General features: G+C 68.0%; 16 protein-coding genes. 8 read left to right on the forward strand and 8 right to left on the reverse strand.

Going from position 1 to position 20826, the window contains the following annotated elements; translation table 11 throughout:
• The first annotated feature begins 17 nt into the window (after positions 1-17).
• Positions 18-356, forward strand: a complete 339-nt coding sequence (locus tag ACWDUD_RS08815; RefSeq protein ID WP_197255546.1) for a winged helix-turn-helix domain-containing protein — start codon at positions 18-20, stop codon at positions 354-356.
• A 25-nt stretch (positions 357-381) separates the two neighbouring features.
• Here ACWDUD_RS08815 and ACWDUD_RS08820 read toward each other — a convergent pair whose 3' ends face one another.
• Together ACWDUD_RS08820 and ACWDUD_RS08825 are read right to left on the reverse strand one after the other, a co-directional pair.
• On the reverse strand, positions 382-1578 hold the full coding sequence (locus tag ACWDUD_RS08820) for an FAD-dependent monooxygenase (protein ID WP_197255548.1): 1197 nt from the start codon (positions 1576-1578) through the stop codon (positions 382-384).
• A 60-nt stretch (positions 1579-1638) separates the two neighbouring features.
• Positions 1639-2898: an MFS transporter gene (locus ACWDUD_RS08825; protein ID WP_197255550.1), complete on the reverse strand. Its 1260-nt coding sequence runs from the start codon at positions 2896-2898 to the stop codon at positions 1639-1641.
• Positions 2899-2946: 48 nt separating this feature from the next.
• On the opposite strand from ACWDUD_RS08825, the gene ACWDUD_RS08830 reads away from it, so the two are divergent.
• The 4 genes from ACWDUD_RS08830 (at position 2947) to ACWDUD_RS08845 (ending at position 6501) form a co-directional block, all read left to right on the forward strand.
• Entirely contained in the window at positions 2947-3804 is an 858-nt protein-coding gene (locus ACWDUD_RS08830; protein ID WP_450109086.1) for an IclR family transcriptional regulator, read from the forward strand.
• A 79-nt stretch (positions 3805-3883) separates the two neighbouring features.
• The gene (locus ACWDUD_RS08835) at positions 3884-4954 is read left to right on the forward strand and encodes a cupin domain-containing protein (RefSeq protein WP_450109087.1); all 1071 of its coding nucleotides are present in this window, start codon (positions 3884-3886) and stop codon (positions 4952-4954) included.
• Between the two features lie 5 nt (positions 4955-4959).
• Positions 4960-5781 (forward strand): fumarylacetoacetate hydrolase family protein, encoded by an 822-nt coding sequence (locus tag ACWDUD_RS08840; RefSeq protein WP_197255556.1) that lies wholly within the window; start codon positions 4960-4962, stop codon positions 5779-5781.
• A gap of 6 nt (positions 5782-5787) precedes the next feature.
• Positions 5788-6501, forward strand: a complete 714-nt coding sequence (locus ACWDUD_RS08845; RefSeq protein ID WP_197255558.1) for a maleylpyruvate isomerase family mycothiol-dependent enzyme — start codon at positions 5788-5790, stop codon at positions 6499-6501.
• 39 nt (positions 6502-6540) lie between these two features.
• On the opposite strand, the gene ACWDUD_RS08850 is transcribed toward ACWDUD_RS08845, so the two are convergent.
• From ACWDUD_RS08850 to fabG, 4 genes are all read right to left on the reverse strand, one after another.
• On the reverse strand, positions 6541-6897 hold the full coding sequence (locus tag ACWDUD_RS08850; protein ID WP_450109088.1) for a hypothetical protein: 357 nt from the start codon (positions 6895-6897) through the stop codon (positions 6541-6543).
• A gap of 84 nt (positions 6898-6981) precedes the next feature.
• Entirely contained in the window at positions 6982-7365 is a 384-nt protein-coding gene (locus ACWDUD_RS08855) for an excalibur calcium-binding domain-containing protein (RefSeq protein ID WP_450109089.1), read from the reverse strand.
• A gap of 133 nt (positions 7366-7498) precedes the next feature.
• Positions 7499-9379, reverse strand: a complete 1881-nt coding sequence (locus ACWDUD_RS08860; protein WP_248675340.1) for a 3-oxoacyl-ACP synthase III family protein — start codon at positions 9377-9379, stop codon at positions 7499-7501.
• Positions 9380-9422: 43 nt separating this feature from the next.
• Positions 9423-10259, reverse strand: coding sequence for a 3-oxoacyl-ACP reductase FabG (gene fabG / locus ACWDUD_RS08865; RefSeq protein WP_248675339.1), 837 nt, complete (start codon positions 10257-10259; stop codon positions 9423-9425).
• Between the two features lie 772 nt (positions 10260-11031).
• Between fabG and ACWDUD_RS08870 the strand changes: the two genes are divergently transcribed.
• On the forward strand, positions 11032-11808 hold the full coding sequence (locus tag ACWDUD_RS08870; protein ID WP_248675337.1) for an alpha/beta fold hydrolase: 777 nt from the start codon (positions 11032-11034) through the stop codon (positions 11806-11808).
• 226 nt (positions 11809-12034) lie between these two features.
• Here the strand turns inward: ACWDUD_RS08870 and ACWDUD_RS08875 are convergent, their stop codons facing one another.
• Complete coding sequence (locus ACWDUD_RS08875) at positions 12035-17512, reverse strand: ATP-binding protein (RefSeq protein WP_450109128.1); 5478 nt, start codon at positions 17510-17512, stop codon at positions 12035-12037.
• A gap of 745 nt (positions 17513-18257) precedes the next feature.
• Between ACWDUD_RS08875 and ACWDUD_RS08880 the strand changes: the two genes are divergently transcribed.
• Both ACWDUD_RS08880 and ACWDUD_RS08885 read left to right on the forward strand, forming a co-directional pair.
• On the forward strand, positions 18258-19439 hold the full coding sequence (locus ACWDUD_RS08880; protein ID WP_450109090.1) for a hypothetical protein: 1182 nt from the start codon (positions 18258-18260) through the stop codon (positions 19437-19439).
• A 78-nt stretch (positions 19440-19517) separates the two neighbouring features.
• A complete protein-coding gene (locus ACWDUD_RS08885; RefSeq protein WP_450109091.1) occupies positions 19518-19985 on the forward strand; it encodes a hypothetical protein in 468 nt (155 codons plus the stop codon).
• A 5-nt stretch (positions 19986-19990) separates the two neighbouring features.
• Here ACWDUD_RS08885 and ACWDUD_RS08890 read toward each other — a convergent pair whose 3' ends face one another.
• Positions 19991-20821 carry an oxygenase MpaB family protein gene (locus ACWDUD_RS08890; RefSeq protein WP_197255565.1) on the reverse strand — a complete coding sequence of 277 codons (831 nt, stop codon included), beginning with the start codon at positions 20819-20821 and terminating at the stop codon, positions 19991-19993.
• Positions 20822-20826 lie beyond the last annotated feature (5 nt).

Raw genomic sequence — 20826 nt, forward strand, 5'->3', positions numbered from 1 at the left:
AAGTGTTACGGTCGGGCATGGGTTACAAGTACGAGAACGTTGCCACCGACCTGAAGCACCGGCTGGCGTGGAAGGAATGGGCCGTCGGGGACCAGCTTCCCGGCGTGCACGAACTCGCCGCCCACTACGGGGTCTCGCCGTCCGTCGTGAAGGACGCGCAGGACGTGCTGCGGATGGAAGGACTGATCGAGACGCGCCGCGGAAGCGGGTCCTATGTCCTGGCGATCCCGGAACCGGGGGACATGACGCTCGGGATGCACCGGCAGCTCGCGGCTCTGCGCGAAGACCTGGCCACCGCCCGGGAAGCGCTGGCGAGCGCCGAGCGCCGCCTCGCGTCACTCATGGGCGGGGAGTGACGCGCCGCGACGCTCGACGACAGGATCAGCGGTTGCGGTCCGAGCTGTAGCCCCACAGCCAGTCGGTGTACTTGTAGCTGGACGTGTCGCGCGTGCGGAACAGCTCGTTGCGGGCTTCGCGGCCGGCTCCGTCGAGGTGCCACAGGTCGCCCCACATGCGGCCGGTCGTCAGGATGCGGTTGCAGCGCGGTGCGCGTTCGGCGTTGACGTCCCGGAGGATCTTCGGCCAGTTCTTCGTGTCGCCCTGCAGATCCTCGGCCGCGTAGTCGGCGAGGCACTTGGCGTCCTCGAGCGCCATGACGGCGCCGGAGGCGAGGTACTGCAGCGGCGGGTGCGCGGCGTCGCCGAGCAGGATCATGCGGCCGTCGACCCAGTTGTCGATGGGGTTGCGGTCGAACATCGGCCACCAGCGGTCGGTCCACAGGTACTTCAGTGCGGTCTGCACGCTCTCGTGGCAGTGGTCGTAGGCGTGGGCGAGTTCCTCGGGGCTGCCCCACATCTCCTCGCCGCGCAGGAACGCGGGCGACTGGAACACCGCGACCTGGTTGAGCATCTCGCCCTGACGCAGCGGGTACTGGATGAAGTGGCAGCGCGGGCCGATGTAGCCCACGACGTCCTCGATCTCCTCGTCGAGCGGCACCTCGTGCATCGGGAAGGTGCCGCGGAAGGCGACGTACCCGGAGCCGACCGGCTTGTCGTCGGAGAGCTTCGGACGCAGCCGCGAGTGCAGACCGTCCATGCCGAGCGCGACGTCGCCGACGTGTTCCTCGCCGTTCTCGAGGATGACGCGCACGGTGTCGCCCTCGGTGACGACGTCCTGCACCGCCGAGTCGACGCGCAGGTCGGCACCGGCCTTGCGGGCTGCGTCGACGAGGACCGAGTGCAGATCGGAGCGGTGCACCACGAAGTACACGCCGCCGTAGTGCTGCTGGTAGTCGCGGCCGAGGTCGACCTTGGTGAGGATCTCCGCGGTGACGGCGTCCCGGAACACGAGGTTCTTGGGGAGCACGCCCTTGGCGATGACCTCGTCGTACACCCCGAGCGACTGCAGGATGCGGGAGCCGTGCGGGCCGATCTGAAGGCCGGCGCCCACCTCGCCGAACTCGGGAGCACGCTCGAACAGGGTGACCTGAGCACCCTTCTGGGCAAGGGCCAGGGCGTTGGCGACACCGCCGATGCCGCCACCGGCAATGAGAACTCGTGCGTCCTTCAGATCGGACATGACGCTCCTTCGGTCGTGAAAGCGGGGATGGGGAGTCCGGGATCGCAGGGCGATCGGTGATCAGTGGGTCAGGATCGGACCGCGCAACGTCCGATCGCTGGCGGGGAACTTCTTCCAGATCACGGTCAACAGCAGCGACGAGATCAGTGCGCTGATGCCGAAGAGGACGAAGTTCGAGTCGGCGCCGAGTCCGGCGGCGAGCAGCCAGCCACCCAGCTGCGGGGCCGCGACGGCGCCGATGCGTCCGACGCCGAGTGCCCAGCCGAGCGCGGTGCCACGGAGATGGTCCGGGTAGTAGGAGGCGACCGCCGCGATGATCAGCGCCTGCGTGCCGTGCGTACCGACACCGGCGAGAACGAAGATCAGGTAGACCACGGCGACCGGCGGGTCGAGCAGCAACGTCAGCAGGGCGGCACCGGCGACGAGCGCCGCGACGATGCTGGTCGGCACGGATCCGAAGCGCACCCCGCCCCAGGCGGTGATGAACGAGCCCGCGACCGCCCCGAGGTTCAGGGCCAGCGAGAACGTGAGCGCGTTGCCGAGATCGGTGCCTTCACCCTGCATGAGCTTGGGCAGCCACGTGCCGAGGCCGTACCACGCCAGCAGCGTCACGACGGTGACGGCCGCGAACATGATGCTGATCGTGCGGAACCGCGCGCCGAGGAGTGCCTTGAACCCGCCCTCGGAACTGTCGGGATGGGCCTCGAGCAGCGAATGATTCGGCAGCACCTTCACCGCGAGCGGAACGAGGATCACCAGGGGAACCAGGGCGAACGCGAACATCGGGCGCCAGCCCCAATGGGGGATCACCGGGATACCGATCAGGGCCGCGATCGAACCGCCGATCGGGACGCCCGACATCATCATGGTGGCGACGGCGGCGCGCCACTTGTCCGGTACGAGTTCGGCGGCCAGTGCGTTCGACGTGGGCACGAGACCGCCCAGGCCGATACCGGCGATCAGCCGCAGCAGGCCGAAGACGATCGGTCCCGGTGCCATCGCGCAGAGCGTGGTGAAGACCGACAGGACGACCACGCAGCCGATGACGGCCTGCTTTCGTCCGATCGCATCCGACAGTCGCCCGGCGAGGACCGCGCCGATCATCATGCCGACGAACGCGAGGCTTCCGAGGGTGCCGGCGGTCGAAGCGCTTATGCCCCATTCGGCCTGCAGGCTCGAGATCACGTTGCCGTAGACGATGAGGTCGTATCCGTCGAAGACGACGAAGAGCCAGCAGACGATCACCGCGATCACGTGGGCGCGGGGCAGGGTGATGTTGCCGGTGGCCCGCGCCGGTGAAGCCTCGTTGGGGGAAAGCATTCCTCAACGGTGGGTGCGCGCCACCCTTCCGTGCAATAAAGTTCTGCTATGCAGAACAAGCCGATGGACACGATCCGGAAGCCGACGTACATGCTCGAGTCGGTCGACAACGCCTTACGCCTGCTCCAGTTGCTCCGCGACGCCGGGGCGCTCCGGCTGAAGGACGCGGCCCAGGAACTCGGTACGGCCCCGTCGACCGCGCACCGTCTGCTCGCGATGCTCGTGTACCGGGGGTTCGCCGTGCAGGACGAGAAACGGATGTACCACCCGGGGCCGGCACTGGGGGTCGGTCCCGCCCGGCAGGGATGGACGCGCGACTTCACCGACATGTGCCGGCCCCACATGGAGGCACTCGCGGCACTCACCGGTGAGACGATCAACCTCGTGATCCGCGTGGGATCCCAGGCCCGGTTCCTGTGGACCGCCGAGACCGAATCGATCCTGCGTGTGGGCGATCGCCGAGGTCAGGTTCTACCTGCGGAGCTGACCGCCGGCGGGCGCATCCTCCTGGCGGAACTCCCGCGTTCGGTCCTCGAGCAGCTGTATCTGCGTCCCGCGGACGAGCCCAGTATCAGCCAGGGGCCGACGCCCGCGTACGAGACCGACCGCCGGATGGCCATCGGCGAGTTCGAGGAGTTCGTGCACGAACTCGAGGCCGCGCGCCACGTCGGGTTCGCGGTCAACGTCGAGCAGACGGAGGCCGGCGTCGCGGCGTTCGGAGTGGCAATCCGCAACGCGCGCGGCACGGCCATCGGGGCCGTCACGGCCGCGGTGCCGATCACCCGGTACCGGCAGCATCTGCGCGGAAAGCTCGTCGCTCAGATGCAGGCGGCGGTCCGGGGAATCGAGGTCGACATCGCCGATATCGAGGGAACGGACGCCCAGTATTCTGCACAGCAGAAATAGTTGGCTTGTCGTGATTCGACCCACCTAGGTTGGGAACAACGCCGGACAACGAGATGCACCGTTGCCGAGAGGAGAATTCATGACTGCCACCGAGCCTGTCGATCCCGAGCTTCTGAAGCTGTACGACGACTTCGAGACGGAACACCTGAATCCGTTGTGGACCCAGCTCGGCGATCTGATGCCGATGGTCCCGACCTCCAAGGCCGTGCCCTTCGTCTGGAAGTGGTCGACGCTCTACCCGCTGGCGCAGCGCGCCGGCGACCTCGTGCCGGTCGGGCGCGGTGGTGAGCGTCGTGCGATCGCGCTGGCCAACCCCGGTCTCGGCGGCGTCCCGTACGTCACCCCGACGCTGTGGGCGGCGATCCAGTACCTGGGCCCGAAGGAAACCGCGCCGGAGCATCGTCATTCGCAGAACGCCTTCCGCTTCGTCGTCGAAGGCGAAGGCGTGTGGACCGTGGTCAACGGCGACCCGGTCGCCATGCGCCGCGGCGACTTCCTGCTCACGCCGGGCTGGAACTTCCACGGCCACCACAACGAGACCGACCAGCCGATGGCGTGGATCGACGGCCTCGACATCCCCTTCGTGAACTACACCGACACCGGATTCTTCGAATTCGGCTCCGACGGCGTGACCGACGAGGGCACCCCGGACATCTCCCGCTCGGAGCGGCTGTGGGTGCACCCGGGTCTGCGTCCGCTCGTCGGCGTCGACCGCAAGACCAGCTCGCCGATCGCGTGCTACCGCTGGGTGTACACCGACCGCGCGCTCAACGAGCAGCTCGCCCTCGAGGACGAGGGTTACGCGGCCACCCCGGAGCCGGGCCACGCCGCGATCCGCTACACCAATCCCACCACCGGTGGCGACGTCATGCCGACGATCCGCGCCGAGTTCCACCGCCTGCGGGCGGGGGCGCAGACCCGCGCCCGCCGCGACGTCGGCTCGGTGGTCTTCCAGGTCTTCGAGGGACAGGGCCGTTTCCACCTCGCCGACAAGAGCCACGACGTCACCAAGGGCGACATGATCGTGGTGCCGTCCTGGACCGAGTGGTCGCTCGAAACCGACAACGGCATCGACCTGTTCGCCTTCTCCGACGCGCCCATCGTGGAGCGTCTGCATTTCAACCGCACCATCATCTCCGAAGGAGCCTGACCCCCATGCGACTCGCCACCCTCCGTCTCGACGGCGGCACCGCCGCAGTCCGCGTCGACAGCGATTCCAGCGCCACCGTGATCGACGGCTACGCCGATCTGTCGGCCCTGCTCGCCGACGCCGACTGGAAGTCCGTGGCCGAGCAGGCGTCGGGCAAGACCGTCGACCTCGCCGCCGCCGACTACGCGCCGGTCGTTCCCGCACCCGGCAAGATCGTGTGCGTCGGACTGAACTACGCGACCCACATCAAGGAGATGGGCCGCGACCTGCCGGAGTACCCGACCCTGTTCTCGAAGTTCAAGGAAGCCCTCACCGGCCCCTACGACGACGTAGTCGTCCCCGCCTACGCCGCGTCGCAGCTCGACTGGGAGGCCGAGCTCGCCGTCGTCATCGGCAAGCAGGCCTACCAGGTCGACGAGGCCGACGCCGCCGACTACATCGCCGGCTACTCGGTCATCAACGACTACACGATGCGCGACTACCAGTACCGCACGCTGCAGTGGGATCAGGGCAAGACCTTCGAGAAGACCAGCGGTTTCGGTCCGTTCCTGGATACCGACTACCAGCTCGGCACCGCCATCGAGACCCGTCTCGAGGGTGAGGTCATGCAGTCGTCGAACACCAACGATCTGGTGTTCACCCCGGCCAAGCTCGTCGACTACATCTCCCACATCGTGACCCTGCAGCCGGGTGACGTGATCATCACCGGCACGACCGGTGGTGTCGGCCACGCCCGCAAGCCCGCCCGCTACATCCAGGACGGCGAGGTGTGCGAGGTGACCATCGAGGGCCTCGGCACCGTCAAGAACAAGACCGTGATCAAGTAGGACGTCGTGGGATTCAACGATCTCGAACTGTCCGAGCGGCTGCTCATCGCACGTCGCGGAACCGCCTACCTGTCGCAGCGTCTCGCGGAACTGACCGACGACGAGCTCGACGGCCCCACTCTGCTCGAAGGGTGGACCCGCCGTCACCTCGTCGCGCACCTGGGCTACAACGCCGCCGCGTTGTGCCGGCTGATGGATTGGGCCGCAACGGGTGTCGAGACGCCGATGTACGAGTCGACCGAGCAGCGCGCACAGGAGATCGCCGAGGGCGCGACTCTCAACCCGGCGGCGCTGCGAAACCTGTTCGCGCACACCGTTGCCCGGTTGGATGAGAAGTGGCGGAACCTTCCGGAGTCGGCGTGGCAGGCGCAGGTCCGTACCGCGCAGGGCCGGACGGTGCCGGCCGAGGAAACCGCGTGGATGCGCACCCGTGAGGTGTGGATCCACGCCGTCGACCTCGGCAACGGTGGCCGCTTCGGTGATTTCCCTGCGGTGGTTCTCGATTCGCTGCTCGACGACATCGTCGGTATGTGGCGGAAGAAGGACCTCGGTGCGGGTCTCGTCCTCGAGGTCGACGGCCGCGAACCGCTGCGCGTGATCGAGGACGCTCCCGTCGAGCACACCGTGCGCGGTACGCTCGCCGGCGTCGTGCGCTGGGCCGCCGGCCGCGGCGCCGTCGGTGTCACCGGTGGAGAGGCCACTCCTCCCCGCTGGCTCTGACGCCCGCCCCCACTCCCGGTGACGGGACCGTTCACCTGCTCAGACCGGGTGAACGGTCCCGTCATCGGTTTCGGGCGGAGTCGTCGGCAACTTCATCAGGTAGACGATGTCGTCGTCGATCCCGAGTTGCAGCGACGTGAACATGCGGGCCAGCGTGTCGTAGCTGCCGATGGTGAAGATCAGATCGAGGATCTGCTGCACATCCAGGTGCTCTGCCAAAGTCTGCCAAGTGGATTCGCCGATTCCACCGTCGAGGACGAACTCGTCGACGATGCCGAGATCATCGGAACCGTGTACTTCGCCGCGCTGCAGGGGATCGCGGTGATGGCGAACAACAGAACGATCGACCCGCTGCGTGACGAGTTGATCGTCGAGGTCGTCGATTCCCTGCTGCACGGCTTGGCTCCTCGCACGCGCTGAGGGGCAGTTCCCCGGAGATCCGGGAAACTGCCCCTCGTTACGAGTGCGGTGTCGGAGCCGTCAGCGCGGATCCTTCTCGCAGGCGATGCCGTCGCTGTCGCCGTCGAGCTTCGGCGCGTAGCCGGATTCCCCGCGGTAGAGCGGGGCGACACCGGCGTTCCACGCCTCGGTGCAGTTCTTGTAGCCGGTGCTCGGGGCGGGCCTCGGCGCGGGCTGGGCCGGTGCCTGAGCTGCAGGAGGTGCCGGGGGAGCGAGCGGAGCCGGGGCCGGAGCCGGCGGCGGAGGCGGAGGCGGTGCGAACAGACCGGCGGATCCGCTCGGGAAGATGTCGGCGACACCCATCGGCAGCAGATCCGTGAGGCTGAACGCGTTCGCGGTCGTGGGGGCGACCACGGTGAGCGAAACGCAGCCGAGCGCGGCAACCGCGATACGGCGGAACTTCATTCGTGCTGTTCCTTTCGGGAAACGGTTCGGTCGGCCGATCGGCCGACCGAACCGGACTATCGCGGCATCCGGGACTGTCGTTACGAAGTCCCGGATGCCGTGCGCGGCTCCCGAATTCCGCGCGTGTCGCGTATCAGGCCGGCGCGACGACCGCCGGATCGATACGCATGACCGAGAATCCCGCGACCGCTCCAGCACCGAAGCCGGGCGCGAATACTCGGACGGGCTCCGTGATCACACCGTCGCGGACGGCGTCGGCGACCGCGAGCGGGATGCTCGCCGACGACGCGTTGCCGACCTTGTCGATGTTGAAGTACAGCCGGTCGGCTGCCAGGCCGGACGCGGCGGCCAGTTCGAGCACCATCGTCTTGTTGGCCTGATGCGGAACGACCACGTCGATGTTGTCGAGCAGGGTGCCCTGCCGTCCGTCGGGCGCGGGGAGTTCCTTCAGCTCGTCGAGCATCTGCCCGAGGTACCGGCCGGCCAGCGACTTCACCTCGGGTCCGTAGACCGTGATGGCGTTGTCGAAGTCCGGGTTCGGCCAGATGATCGAGTTGATCTCGCTGGCCGGACCTCCGGCGAAGGTCTGCAGGTACTCGATGTCGCCTTCGGTACCCTCCGGCGCGACACCGAGGACGATCGCAGCCGCGCCGTCACCGAAGATCATCCGCGACGGTCGGACGTTGCCGACCTTGTCGGAGAACTTCTCGACACACACCACGAGCACCGGTCGCTGGACCTGCTGCAGAATGCGGGTCGCCTCGGAGAGGCCGTACGGCAGGCCCGCGCACGCCGCGACCAGGTCGTACGCCGCGTGCGTCTGGCCGATACCCAGTTCGCCGCAGAGCCAGGTGGCCAGCGACGGAATGGGCCGGGAGCTGGTGCACGTGCACACGAGGACGCCGCCGATTTCCTCGGGGCCCCGATTTGCATGGGCGAGAGCCGATTTCGCGGCCTTCAGTGCGAGCTCTTCGAAACTGCCCGAGGTGTAGCGGCGCTGTTCGATCCCCGTCTTCGCGGTGATCTCGTCCGCCGTCATCGGCGACCAGCTGTAGGCCGAGTTGCGGATCAGGTCCTCGTTCGTGCAGACGGTGTCGCCGTGCACCGCCGACAACGCCTCGATCCGCGGCTGGACGGCGAAGTCGCGCCGCACGTCGATCGGCGGGAACGGACGCACCGGTTCGACCGGCTCCTGCGCCGAGTACGGGGACACCGGTGCGAGCAGCGTGCCGGACGCAGGCTCGGCCAGTGCCTTGGCGATGAAGCGCTGGACATGACGATCACGCGGATGCAGGACCACCACGTAGTCGTCGTCCTTCAGGTCCTCGACCGCAACGAGCTCGGCCTGGGTGCGATCCCACGGCTGCTGGTTGTGCAGCACCATCGCCCAGCGGTGCAGGGCCTCCAGCTCCGCGACGTCCTCGCTGACGTCGAGGATCTCGTCGTAGCTGTAGCGACGGAAGTCGGGGTCGTAGTCGCCGAGCCGCAACGTCATGTTGCTCGGATCGGCAAGCAGTTGCGCGACGGTGGGCTTGACCGTCGGAAGGTCGGACGCGATGTTCTTGCGCGCGGCGAACACGTCGAAGAGGACGTCGAAGATGTGCTCCTCGGCGGTGGCGTCAGGCCCGGAGGGAAGTGCGCGGAACGCGTCCTCGATCTCCGCGGCGCGGGCTTCGCTGCCGGGCCACGGGGTCATCACCGGCATGTAGACATCGTCGCGGGTGCGCGGGACGTCCGCCCAGCGCATCGGACGCTTCTCGAACATGGTGATGACGAAACGATTCGCCCAGTACACGTTCAGTGCCATGTCGCGCATGAGGTCGGTCTTCGACCGGTAGGCACCTCGTTCGTTGCGCGCGATCATCTCCGAGACCGTCGGCGCCTTCGTGTCGAAGTCACGCCGGATGATCGAGTCGAGCTGCTCGAGACTTGTGATCGTCGAGAAGTCGAGATCGGGAAAGAAGTTGCACGGAAATACGATTCGACCGTGTCGATTCACTTCGAATTGCTGCATGTGGACGATTCGCCGTTCGGGATAGTTGTGGAACTGGAGATGATCACATGTCGAGGCCGCCGTTGACGCCCCACACCTGGCCGGTGATGTAAGAGGAGGCGTCGGCGGCGAGGAAATGCACGACTCGTGCGATCTCGTCGGGATGGGCGAGGCGCTTGACCGGGATGCTCTCCTTGATCTGGTCGAGCACCTTGTCCGGGATGGCGTCGACCATTTCGGTGGCGACGAAGCCGGGGGTGACGGTGTTGATGGTCAGGCCGATGCCACCGTCGTTGAGCTTGCCGGCGCGGGCGAGGTGGAACGCCGCCTCGCGGGCGAGGGTCTTGGTGAGGCCGAAGAGCCCGGCCTTGGACGCCGCGTAGTTCGCCTGGCCGATGTTGCCGGTCTCGCCGATGACGGACGAGACGTTGACGATGCGCCCGGTGCCGCGGGGGAGCATGTGCTTCATCGCGGCCTGCGCGAGGTAGAAGGCCCCGGACAGGTTCACGGAGATGACGGTGTTCCAGTCGTCGTCGGTCATCTTCGGGACGGTGCGGTCGATCGTGATGCCGGCGTTGTTGATCAGGATGTCGAGACGGCCGTGGCGCTCGATCACCTCGTCGATGGTACGGCGGCACTCGGCGGGGTCGGACACGTCGCCCTGGTGCACGCTCATGCCGGCACCTTCCCCGGCCTCACCGTTGAGAACGTCGAGGAACTGCGCTGCCTGTTCGGTGTTGCGGCCGTAACCCGCGGCCACGGTTGCACCCTGGGCGGCGAGGCTGCGGCTGATGGCCGCACCGATCCCGCGGGTTCCGCCTGTCACGAATGCGACGCGTCCGCGGAGCTTGTTACCGGGTGCGGTGGCAGTGGTGGTCGACGGTTCGAGGGTGCTGGTCATTTCGTATTCTCCTGCTCTGGTCGTCCTCGACGCGAGGTGGTGTGTCGATGCGAGCGCGAACCGTCGTCGGGTTCGGCCGGCACCCCGGCCCCTCTCCTCGGATGCCCCTGCTGCTTTCCGAGGTTGCGGCGAAAACCGCTGTGGGCCGAAAGGATCGAAATCTCAATCGCGGGGGTGGTTGCTGACAACAACGATCCTGCAGCATCCCCCGTGGTTTGTCATGTCTGTCTCGCGGTCAGGACTTTGGGCCCCACCGAAGCGGTCCGAAATTCGAAAAATGCGGGTGCAGAAGAGATTTGGACGTTCGATGGGCCCGTCTCGGGCATCGAACTGGTCATACGTCCAGCATGTACCGATGGGTACGTGCCAACGGCATGTTCGGGTGGACTTCACCAATTGTTTACCTGCCGAGGGGAACTGGCGTACGTGAGTTTCGAGGTTGAAGTATCAAGATAATGAGCAACATTCGGTCGGTATGTTTTGAAAATCGTTGGTACAAGCGAAAGTACGACGTGCGAGTGCATCGGTGGCGGGTAAGGCTGCCGACCGCGTGTGGAATGCACTGAGTGCAGCAATAGTTCGAGGTCACGGACCGGAAACATTTGTCCGTGTTGACTCCTCAAGAAGTGACCCGTCCGATGTGAACATGGTCACATTGGGGTTTGACTGGCGCTCGGTGCCACACCGATCCGAGGTATCCGTCCGATTTGACACGCCGTGCCGGAGAGGGGGCCATCGGGTGCACCCACAAGGGCCCACTAGGGTGACGGACATGGGTGACAACCAGACGGTCCGATTCGGCGACGTCCGGATGGAGGTGCTCGTCGACGGCGCCGGTCCCACCGTCGTCCTGCTGCCGTCCCTCGGACGCGATTCCCTCGACTTCGATCCTGTCGCACACGATCTCGCCGCAGCCGGTTTTCGGGTGCTGCGTCCCCAGCCGCGTGGCATCGGCGCGAGCACGGGCCCGATGGACGGTCTGGACCTCCACGATCTCGCTCGGGACGTCGCGGAGGTGCTCGAGCGCCTCGATGCGGCACCGGCCGTGGTGGCCGGTCATGCCTTCGGCCACTACGTCGCCCGTGTGCTGGCGGCGGACCGGCCCGACCTGGTGCGCGGCGTCGCCGTCCTCGCCGCCGGCGCCCGACGTTTCCCCGGTTCGCTGACCGCACGCGTCGCCCGGTGCTCGGATCTGACCCTGCCGGACGAGGAACGCCTGGAAGAACTCGCCGCGGTGTTCTTCGCGCCCGGTCACGACCCGTCCGAGTGGCTGGGAGGCTGGTGGCCCGAAGCGATCATCGCCCAGCGTGCCGCGATGGCGGCGACCGACAAGGAATCGTGGTGGACGGTCGCGCCGTCGCCGCTGCTGGACGTACAGGCCGGTGAGGACGTCTTCCGTCCGGCCGAGACCCGCAGCGAGCTCGTCGACGAATTCGGCGCCGACAAGGTCACCACGGCCCTGATTCCGGGCTGCGGGCACGCGCTGATCCCCGAGGCTCCCCACGACGTCGCGCGAGTGGTCGCGGACTGGATCCGCACCCTCGACTGACCCCGGTTCTCCCGAGCGAACCTGCCGCCCTTCCGAGCGAACCCCGCCCCCTTCCGAGCGAACCCCGCCCCCTTCCGAGCGAGTGGCACATTCGGTCGGTCTGAGGAGACGAGCGGTACATTCGCTCGGAAAACCGCGGGCCACAACCACACCCACGACCCACAGCACGAGACGCCGAAGGGCCCCGCACCTTGCATAGGTGCGGGGCCCTTCGGCTACTGCCGTGTTACGCGAGGGTCTTGGCGATGCCTCGTTCGATGGCGGCGATGATCTGCGGACGCAGTTCGGCTGCCGGCACGATCCGGTGCACCGAACCGACCTCCTGGGCGCGCTGGATGTTGTGGATCGCCTCGAATTCGGCGGCCACCTCACCGAGCTTCTCCGACCGCACCGCGGTGCGCAGCGTCGCGAGTTCGACACCGAGGCGGGCCTTCTCGCCGTCCTCGGCGGCGGCGAGCTGAGCCTCGAGTTCGACGACACGGGGGTCCGACGCGGTGCGCTTGTTCACGTCGCGGGTGAACACGACCGCCGCGGCGGGTGCGCCACCGAGCACCGACGCGAACGAGCCCTCGACCGCGAGCACTTCCATGTTCTCGTTCAGTGCGCCGGAGAACACCACGAACGCGCCACCGTGGTAGCGGGAGACCACGACGAACACGATCGGGCCGTCGAAGTTGACGATGGCTCGGCCGATTTCGGCGCCGTTCTCGAGCTGCAGGTTGCGCAGCGACTCGGGGGAACCGTCGAAGCCCGACAGGTTCGCGAGCACGACCAGCGGCCGGTTACCGCTCGCCGCGTTGATCGCGCGGGCCGTCTTCTTCGACGACTTCGGGAACAGCGTGCCCGACGTCCACTGGTCCGGTCCGTCGGTCGGGAACCAGCCCTTGCGGGCGATCGCGCGGGACTCGATGCCGACGACCGTGACCGCGTGGCCACCGAGGTGGGCGTCGAACACCACGGAGGTGTCGGCGTCGGCCATGTCGGCCCAGCGCTCGAGCACCGCGTGGTCCTGGTCGACGACGGCGCGCATCACCGTGCGGATGTCGAACGGCTTCTTGCGATCCGGGTTCGTCTCCGAGGAGAAGATGTCCCCGACGGTCGTGAAGTCGCTGGACGGGTGCACGTGCGGGTACACCCGGACGTCGCGGTCGATCGGGTCGTTCGACTCGGCCTTGCGCGGGAAGCGTTCTCCCGGTGCGAGGTACGCGTGCTCGTAGTGCCCGAACAGGATCTCGACGGCGGCCGAGACGTTCGGTGCCCAGTACTGCGCCTGCCCGTTCGGGCCCATGACGCGGTCGTATCCACCGATACCGAAGTTGTCCTCGGCCGAGACACCACCGGAGTAGTCGAGCGACTGCTTACCGGTGAGCACCATCGCGCTGTCGGGGGTCATCACGAGGATGCCCTTGGTGTGCATGAGCATCGTCGCTTCGGCGTTCCAGTACGGCTGCGCGCCGACGTTGATGCCGGTGACGACGACGTTGATCTCGCCGCCGTTCTGCGTGAACGTGATGATGCGGCGCAGGCCACGCGACACCCAGTCCATGTTCTCGGTGCCGGAGTCCATCGAGATGGTCGCGCCGGAGGAGAGGGCGAACCATTCGACCGGGGCGCCGAGCTTCTCGGCGAGGTCGATCGCGGCGACCATGCGGGAGCACTCGGCCTCGGCGACCGTGCCGAGCGCCTTGGTCGGGTCGCCGAACAGCGCGACACGGGTCATGCCCTCGGGGTACCGCGCGGTCTTGGTGGTGACGACGCCGACGATCAGGCCCGCGGTGTTGCGGCCGTACGGGCGGTCCACCGGTACGAGCTCGCCGGAGGCGTCGAAGTCGTATTCGACGAAGCTGCCGTTGCCCTTGGTGAGCAGCGGAACCAGCTCGTACGGGTACACCGTGCCGCGCGCCCGGGAGCGCTGGACCTTCTGGGTGTACTCGTCGAGCGGCTTCAGCGGCTCCTTCGGCGGCTCGGTCACCCGGGCGACGACGCCGGCGCCGGAGCGGTACGAGAACCGCAGCGCCACTTCGCGTGCCGGGGATTCCGGGTTGTCGCGCAGCCAGCCGATGACGGTGATCTCCTCGAGCCCGGCACCGACGGTGATCGGCGCCGCACCCTGCCCGACGCGCTTGAGCTCGTCGAGGGTCAGTTCGACGACCGGCCACACGAACAGCACCACGCGGTTCGAGTCGAGGCGGCGGTTGCCGCGGGCGGCCTGCGCCCGGCGCATGCCGTCGAGGCAGCTGGCCAGCGCCCGCTCGAACGCGGGCAGCGCCACGATCGCACCGGTCTCGTCACGCTGCGGCGCGATGTCGCGGACCTCGGCGAGCGCGATGAACCGCTCGTCGGACGGATTCTCGTTGGCGACAAGGTGGTACAGGTACGTGTCCGGGTTCGCGGGCAGGCGGGTGCCGACGAAGTTCTTCAGCCGCCACAGATCCAGTCGCTGACCGGTCAGCGGGTGGATGTCGCGGATGTTGTGCTCTTCGGCGTATCCGCTGGCGAACGGGCGGAACGTGAAGACGTGCTCCTCGGCGGTGTCGGTGTGGCACACCGTGACCGTGACGCGGCGAGCCGTGGCGGTGACCGGGCGGGCGAGCAGCTCGGTGCGCAGCGCCTCGGCCTGGGCGTCGGCGTCGGCCGGGGCGTCGTTCCACGCCACGTACAGGTCGACGACGAGGTTCTCGATGCTCGGCAGCGGCTTCGCAGCGGCCTCGACCGAGTCGAGCGCGGCCGACAGCTCGGCATGCCGTGCCTCGGCGGAGATGAGGTACAGGCGGGTGCCGCGCAGGTCGAAGTTTCCGGTGACGAACTGGCGGCCGTCGACCGTGTAGGACTGCACGTCCTCGAGGGTGCGGATCTTGTAGGCGCGGCGGGTGATCACCTCGAGCAGCGGTCCCGGCACCGATTCCGGGCGGGTGATCTGCTGCGCGAGCAGGTCGATCAGCGGCTCGGGCGTCGCGACGAGGGTCTCGATGCGCTGCGCGTAGTCGGCGGCCTGAGGGTTGTCGGCGAGGTACGCGAGGCTGCCGCGCACCCCGTCGTACACCTGCTCGCGGGCCTTGCGGATGACCGGCTCCTCGAAGAACCGGAACCGCAGGTTGCGGGCGGCGTCACCGATGAGCGGGTAGCGCACCTGGGTGGCGACGATCAGCCGGTCCAGGACCTCGTTGAGTTCGTGCGACAGGCGCGGGGTCTCGACGTTCGCGAGCCACCGCTCGAGCAGCGCCGACACCACCGGCACCGCGGTCTCGATGCGCTGCTGCGCCAGGAACAGCCGATAGACGGCTTCCTCGAGTTCGCCGGTGCGGTCGAGCGAATCGACGTCGTAGTGACGCAGTGCGCGCGACAGGCGGGTGCGGAAGCTGTCCGGCAGGCCGCCGACCTCGACGTCGAGGGACTGCAGGTAGCCGTGGAAGTACTCGCGGGGGCTGTGCACCCGGTTGTCGCCCGACTCCTCGTCCTGCGTGGGCCTGTTGCGCGAGAGCTCGCACACGTCCGCGAACGTGGTGAGCAGCGACAGCTCGGCGCGGACCAGATCGCACTGCTTGCCGGCCTCGCTGCGCAGGCGGTCGTACTCGCTCAGCAGGGTCGCGGTGCGCTTGGCGGACACGTCGTAGCCGGTGATCAGCGCTTCGAGGGCGTCGATGCGCGCGAGGGCGTCGGCACCGGCGTCACCGGTGATCGCGGGCGCGGGGGCCGGGAACTGGACGCGTTCGACGACCGCGGTGACGGTCTCCTCGGCGACCTGGTCGACGCGCAGCAGCGGAGCGCCCGCGTCGACCTGCGAGTTCACGACCGCGAGGACTTCGCGGACCTTGCCGGCGAAGGGTGCGCGGACGGCGGTTTCCATCTTCATGGACTCGAGCACCACGAGCGTCTGGCCGGCCTCGACCTCGTCGCCGACGGCGACGGGCACGGCGACGACGACGGCGGGTGCGGGCGTGCGCACGACACCGGCCTCGTCCTGGCTGATCTGGTGGCTGACACCGTCGACCTCGACGAGGAAGTGCGCGGGTCCGGCGATGGAGACGACATGGTGGCGACGTCCGGCGACCGTCACGCGCGATTCGTACTCGCCGAGACGATCGACGTCGACATCCAGTTCGCCGCTGCCGGTTTCGACGCGGTAGCGGTGCGGGCCGACCTGGCCGACGAACAGCTCGTAGGCCTGACCCTGGTAGCTCAGCTCGATCTTGCGGCCGACGGTGTGGCCGGCGCGGGGGCGGCCACCGCGCGCGGAGGTGAGGAACGCGGAGCGTTCGCGGGCCTCGTCGGCGTCGTACACGTCGATGGCGGTGGAGATCAGCGCGACGTCCGCGACCCGGCTGGGGCCGGTGGCGGTGCCGGCGCCGGTGCGGTCGAGCCAGCCGGTGTCGGCGGAGGCGTCGATGACCTCGGTGCGGTCGAGCAGTTCGAGCAGGAACGATTTGGTGGTGGTGCCACCGTCGAGGACGACGGTGGTCTCGCGCAGCGCGGTGCGCAGACGGGCCAGGGCCTCGTCGCGGTCACGGCCCCACGCGATGATCTTGGCGACCATCGAGTCGTAGTCGGGCGGGATGACGTCGCCCTGGGCGATACCGGTGTCGACGCGCAGACCGGAGCCGAGCGGGAACTTCAGCAGCTGCACGGTGCCGGGCGCCGGAGCGAAGCCGTTGTCGGCGTCCTCGGCGTTGAGGCGGGCCTCGACGGCGTGCCCGAACTCGGTGGGGCAGTCGCCGGGCAGGGCCTCGCCGGCGGCGACGAGGATCTGCAGCTTCACCAGGTCGATGCCGGTGGTGGCCTCGGTGATGGGGTGCTCGACCTGCAGGCGGGTGTTGACCTCGAGGAACGTGAAGATCTTCAGGTCGGGCTGGTACAGGTACTCGACGGTGCCGGCGCCGCTGTATCCGGCGGCACGCACCAGGTCCGCGGACACCTTGCGCAGGTGATCGGACTGCTCCTTGGTGAGCAGCGGCGACGCGGATTCCTCGATGACCTTCTGGTTCTTGCGCTGGATGGAGCAGTCGCGCACACCGGGTGCCCACACGTTGCCGTGGTTGTCGGCGATGACCTGCACCTCGACGTGGCGGGCGTCGGTGACGAGACGCTCGATGAACACGACGGGGTCGCCGAAGGAACGCTCGGCCTCACCCTGGGTGCGTTCGAGGGCGAGTTCGAGCTCGTCCTCCGCGTACACCTTGCGGATGCCGCGACCGCCACCGCCGGAGCGGGCCTTGATGATCAGCGGGTAGCCGATGGCCTGGGCGTGGCGGCGGGCGTCGGCGCGGTTCTCGACCGGACCGCCGGACCACGGCGCGACGGGCACGCCGACCTTCTCGGCGAGGATCTTGGCTTCGACCTTGTCGCCGAGCAGGCGCATGGCTTCGGCGGACGGGCCGATGAAGGTGATGCCCAGCTTGGCGCACAGGTCCGCGAACGCGGGGTCCTCGGCGACGAAGCCCCAGCCGACCCACACGGCGTCGGCCTTCGCTTCGATGAGGGCGCGCTCGAGCTCGGCGTGGTCGAGGTAGGACGTCGCGGCCGTGGTGGACGGCCGGAGGGTGACGCCTTCGTCGGCCTGGCGGACGAACATGGCCCGCCGTTCGGCGTCGGTGTGCAGCGCGATCGTCTTGATGTCGTAGTTGTGCTCGGAGTTGAGCTCCCGGACTGCGCGGATGAGACGGACTGCCGCCTCACCCCTGTTGACCACTGCGATCCGCTTGAACATACTCGTTGCCACCGTTCTCCAAGGTTGTGCGCGCTCGTAGCGACGCTCGTCGAAACTCCGCCCCGATGAGGAAGACAAATTAACCGATCAGAACGCCGACAATGTCACGAATTGACAACGCGGACGTGTGCATGTGATCGATCGACTCCTCATGATGGGCAAGGCAGGTCATGGGTCCGAAGTGCCAGGACGACCCCGGCCCGGCGGACGGCTCTGCGGCAGGTTTCCCGCCACATTCGGCCATCGTCGTCGATGACCGCCCCTGCACGGGTAATCCTTCCGGTAACAAGCATGGACCAAACATGAGGGTTTGTCACGTTTTGGATGTCGACACCCTGGGGGTCTTGCGCATCCACCCTTCGTGTGGTGGAAAGCGTTGCGCAGAGCGCGAATTGGACTTTCGATGAAGGGTCAACCATGCGGAGTGTGGCGAGCGTCACGCACGTACTCCGGGGTAACACCGACGGGTAACCACGCGGCCGGTGCCGATCGGGAGGTTACCCGCCGGTATCGCCGTCACATGCCGTCGGCAACTTGACAAATTCATCCATCTGTCAAGAAAGAGCACGACAAATCGGGCGGAATCCGCGACTTCTGTGACCCATCTCACGCAATCCGACCCGGCGGTCTGCAAAACGACGGCACGTCGACGGGCCGCTTTCGGTGGCTCGCGGGCGGTGTCCGTGTCGCACCGTCACGGATTCTGGAACAGTGGAAGGGTCCGGACACCGCGAGGAGGCCCTGAATGATGTCCGACGAGCACACGTTCGACTCGCCCGCGCTGCGCCGCGAGCGCATCGACCGCCAGGTGCGGCAGTGGTGCGATCGCGCCCGCATCGACGGCCGGCACGCGCCGCTGAGCGACGCCGCAGCCCTGTGCCTGGCCGCCGGGCACCTCGACGAGGAAACCCGCGAGATCCTCGCGGTCCGACGCCGCACGGGCCGGCCCCTGCCCACCCTCGACGGCTTCGGAGACCTGCGCCGGCTCACCGACGAACACGCGCGCATCGCGTCGCGCGCTGCGGAACTGCGCCCCGGCGCGACACGGCTCGTGTTCGAGTACCGCGCACTCGAACTCGACAAGCGCCTGCGCGCCGCACACCGCGCGTTCGTGCACTCCCCGGCGCACTATGCGCAGGGCGTCCGGGCCGTGCGCCGCGACCGCCGCGACGGCGTGCACCTCGATCCGGCGCAGCGCGACGCGCTGTTCGCCGCGCTGCAGCGCACCCCCGTACCGGTGTCGGTGCCGGTCACCGCCCAGGCGCGCGGCGCCGTGCTCGGCGTCGCCGTCGAGCGGGTCGCCCGCTGGTCCGAAGGCACCCCCGCCGAAGCTGTGGGTCGCCGGGCCGCCGACGCGTTGTCCCGCCGGGTTCCCGAGGACGACGATCGATTCGTCGACCGTTACGACACACTTCTCTTTCTCGCGGGCAGCCTCTACGACCGCATCGAAATGTCTGCTGCGTGGAACTCCGAGCAACTCGTCGTCCAACGCGCACAACTGGATCTGGCCGACGAACTCACCCAGATCGCCGTCGACACCGTCGCCCTGCGCGGGCTGCTCGCGGAACTCGCCGACGCGGCACGTAGCGCGCCGGCCGCGCGCGCCGGGCTCGAGGCGAGGGCGACAGCGCTGGAGGCGGTGTGGGATCAGCTCGTCGACCGCGTCGCGGCGCTCGCGCGCATCGGTGATCTGCTCACCACGGCGGAGGAGCAGTTGCGTCACGACCGGATCGCCGAACGTACCGCCAGCCTGGACGAGCGCATCGACCGCCTCATCGGACGTTCGGGAGCTCGTGAATTGTCCGCGGAGAACACGCATTTCGTGGGGGATCAGGTCGACGCCGCGGCCGGCTCCATCCGGTCCCTGCAGGCAGCCCTGCGTGGCGACATCGCAGTGCTCACCGCGAGGGAGCGGCCTCCGGTCTGACCGCCCGTGGATTTGCTCCGGTCCGGGTGATAGCTTTCTCGCCGTCGTGGTGGGGGGCGAGTGACAGGAGTTACCGGAGTGGCGTCGTGCTGGGCGCGGAAGCTGACGATTCTGGGGCTGGCTGCCGCGGTGGCGGCGACGGGAGCGGCCTGCGGCGGCGGTCCGAACACCGTCGAGATCGTGGAGGACCCGGTCCTCGAAACCGCCTTCGAAAAGGTTCTGGCGGACGGAGAATCCCGCACACTCGGTGAGGTCGCCGAAGCCGCGGGCATCAGCGGATGGGACCGCATGTACTACTTCCGTGTGCCGCTGCTGATGAGCGAGGTGAACCGCAGCATCGGCACCGAGAGCACGCTCTGGGAGAACCTGCCCACCGCCGGCGCGGACGGCGTCATCATCTTCCTGTCCGGAAACTCCGTCGTGCGAGCGGTCCTCGACCATGCCCCGAGCCTCGACCTGCACGGCTACGCCACCGCCGATTCGGCCGTGACCGCTGCGCCCGGTGGGGCGCGCGGCACGATCGCTGTCGAAGCCAAGGGCAGATAGCGCGGTCAGAAGACGCGCAGGCCCAGGCGCCGACGGGTGCGCATGTCCACGAGGTAGGCCTTCCACAGCAGCGGCCACACGTGCGGGGTCACCCGGTGGAGTCGGCGGACCGCCCGGAGGTAGCGGTCGAATCGCCGCTGGTCGTCGGCGGTCCAGGGGTAGTGCATGACGTCGCGGAACTCCGGCGGCAGCGCGCCGCGTGTGACCAGTTCGAACGGCGTCCCGAGCGTGCGGTGGATCGCGCGACCCACCCGGCCGAGGCGCACCTGGAGAACAGCGAGATTGCACAGTGCGGTGAGGTATTCGCGCACTTCGTCGTTCATCGAGATCTCCGCGACCCCCTCCTTCCAGAGCCTCTCGTACTCGGTGCGGGTGGTCGGCCAGGCCTCGGGGCGCACGTTCAGCGTCGTCCCGAGGGTGCTGCCGTCGAGCAGGATCCGGTGATATTCCTCCTCGGTGAGCGGGCCGTAGAGCAGTTCGTGCTGGTCGATGAAGTACTTGAGCAGGCACAGCGCCACCCACCGCTGCAGCGCGGGGGAGTTGGCGCTGTACCGCACGACGGAATCGGGCTCGGAGGTGACACGCGCGTGGATCTTCTTCACGGATTCACGGATGAAGTCGCGGTCGTCCTCGGTGCCGAACACGGCGACGGCCAGGTAGGTGCCGGTGGTGCGGGCACGTTTGACGGGGTGCAGGTCGGCCCGGCCGGAGTCGACCTTGCTGTCGACCACGCCCTGCCCGACACCGGGATGAGCGAGTTGCATGATCACGTTGGCGGCGTTGATCGAGCCGCCGAGTGGAGAGACGAGATCTCCGAGTGTGTCGATGGTGCGCATACGCC

The sequence above is a fragment of the Rhodococcus sp. NPDC003382 genome (genome assembly GCF_053589135.1).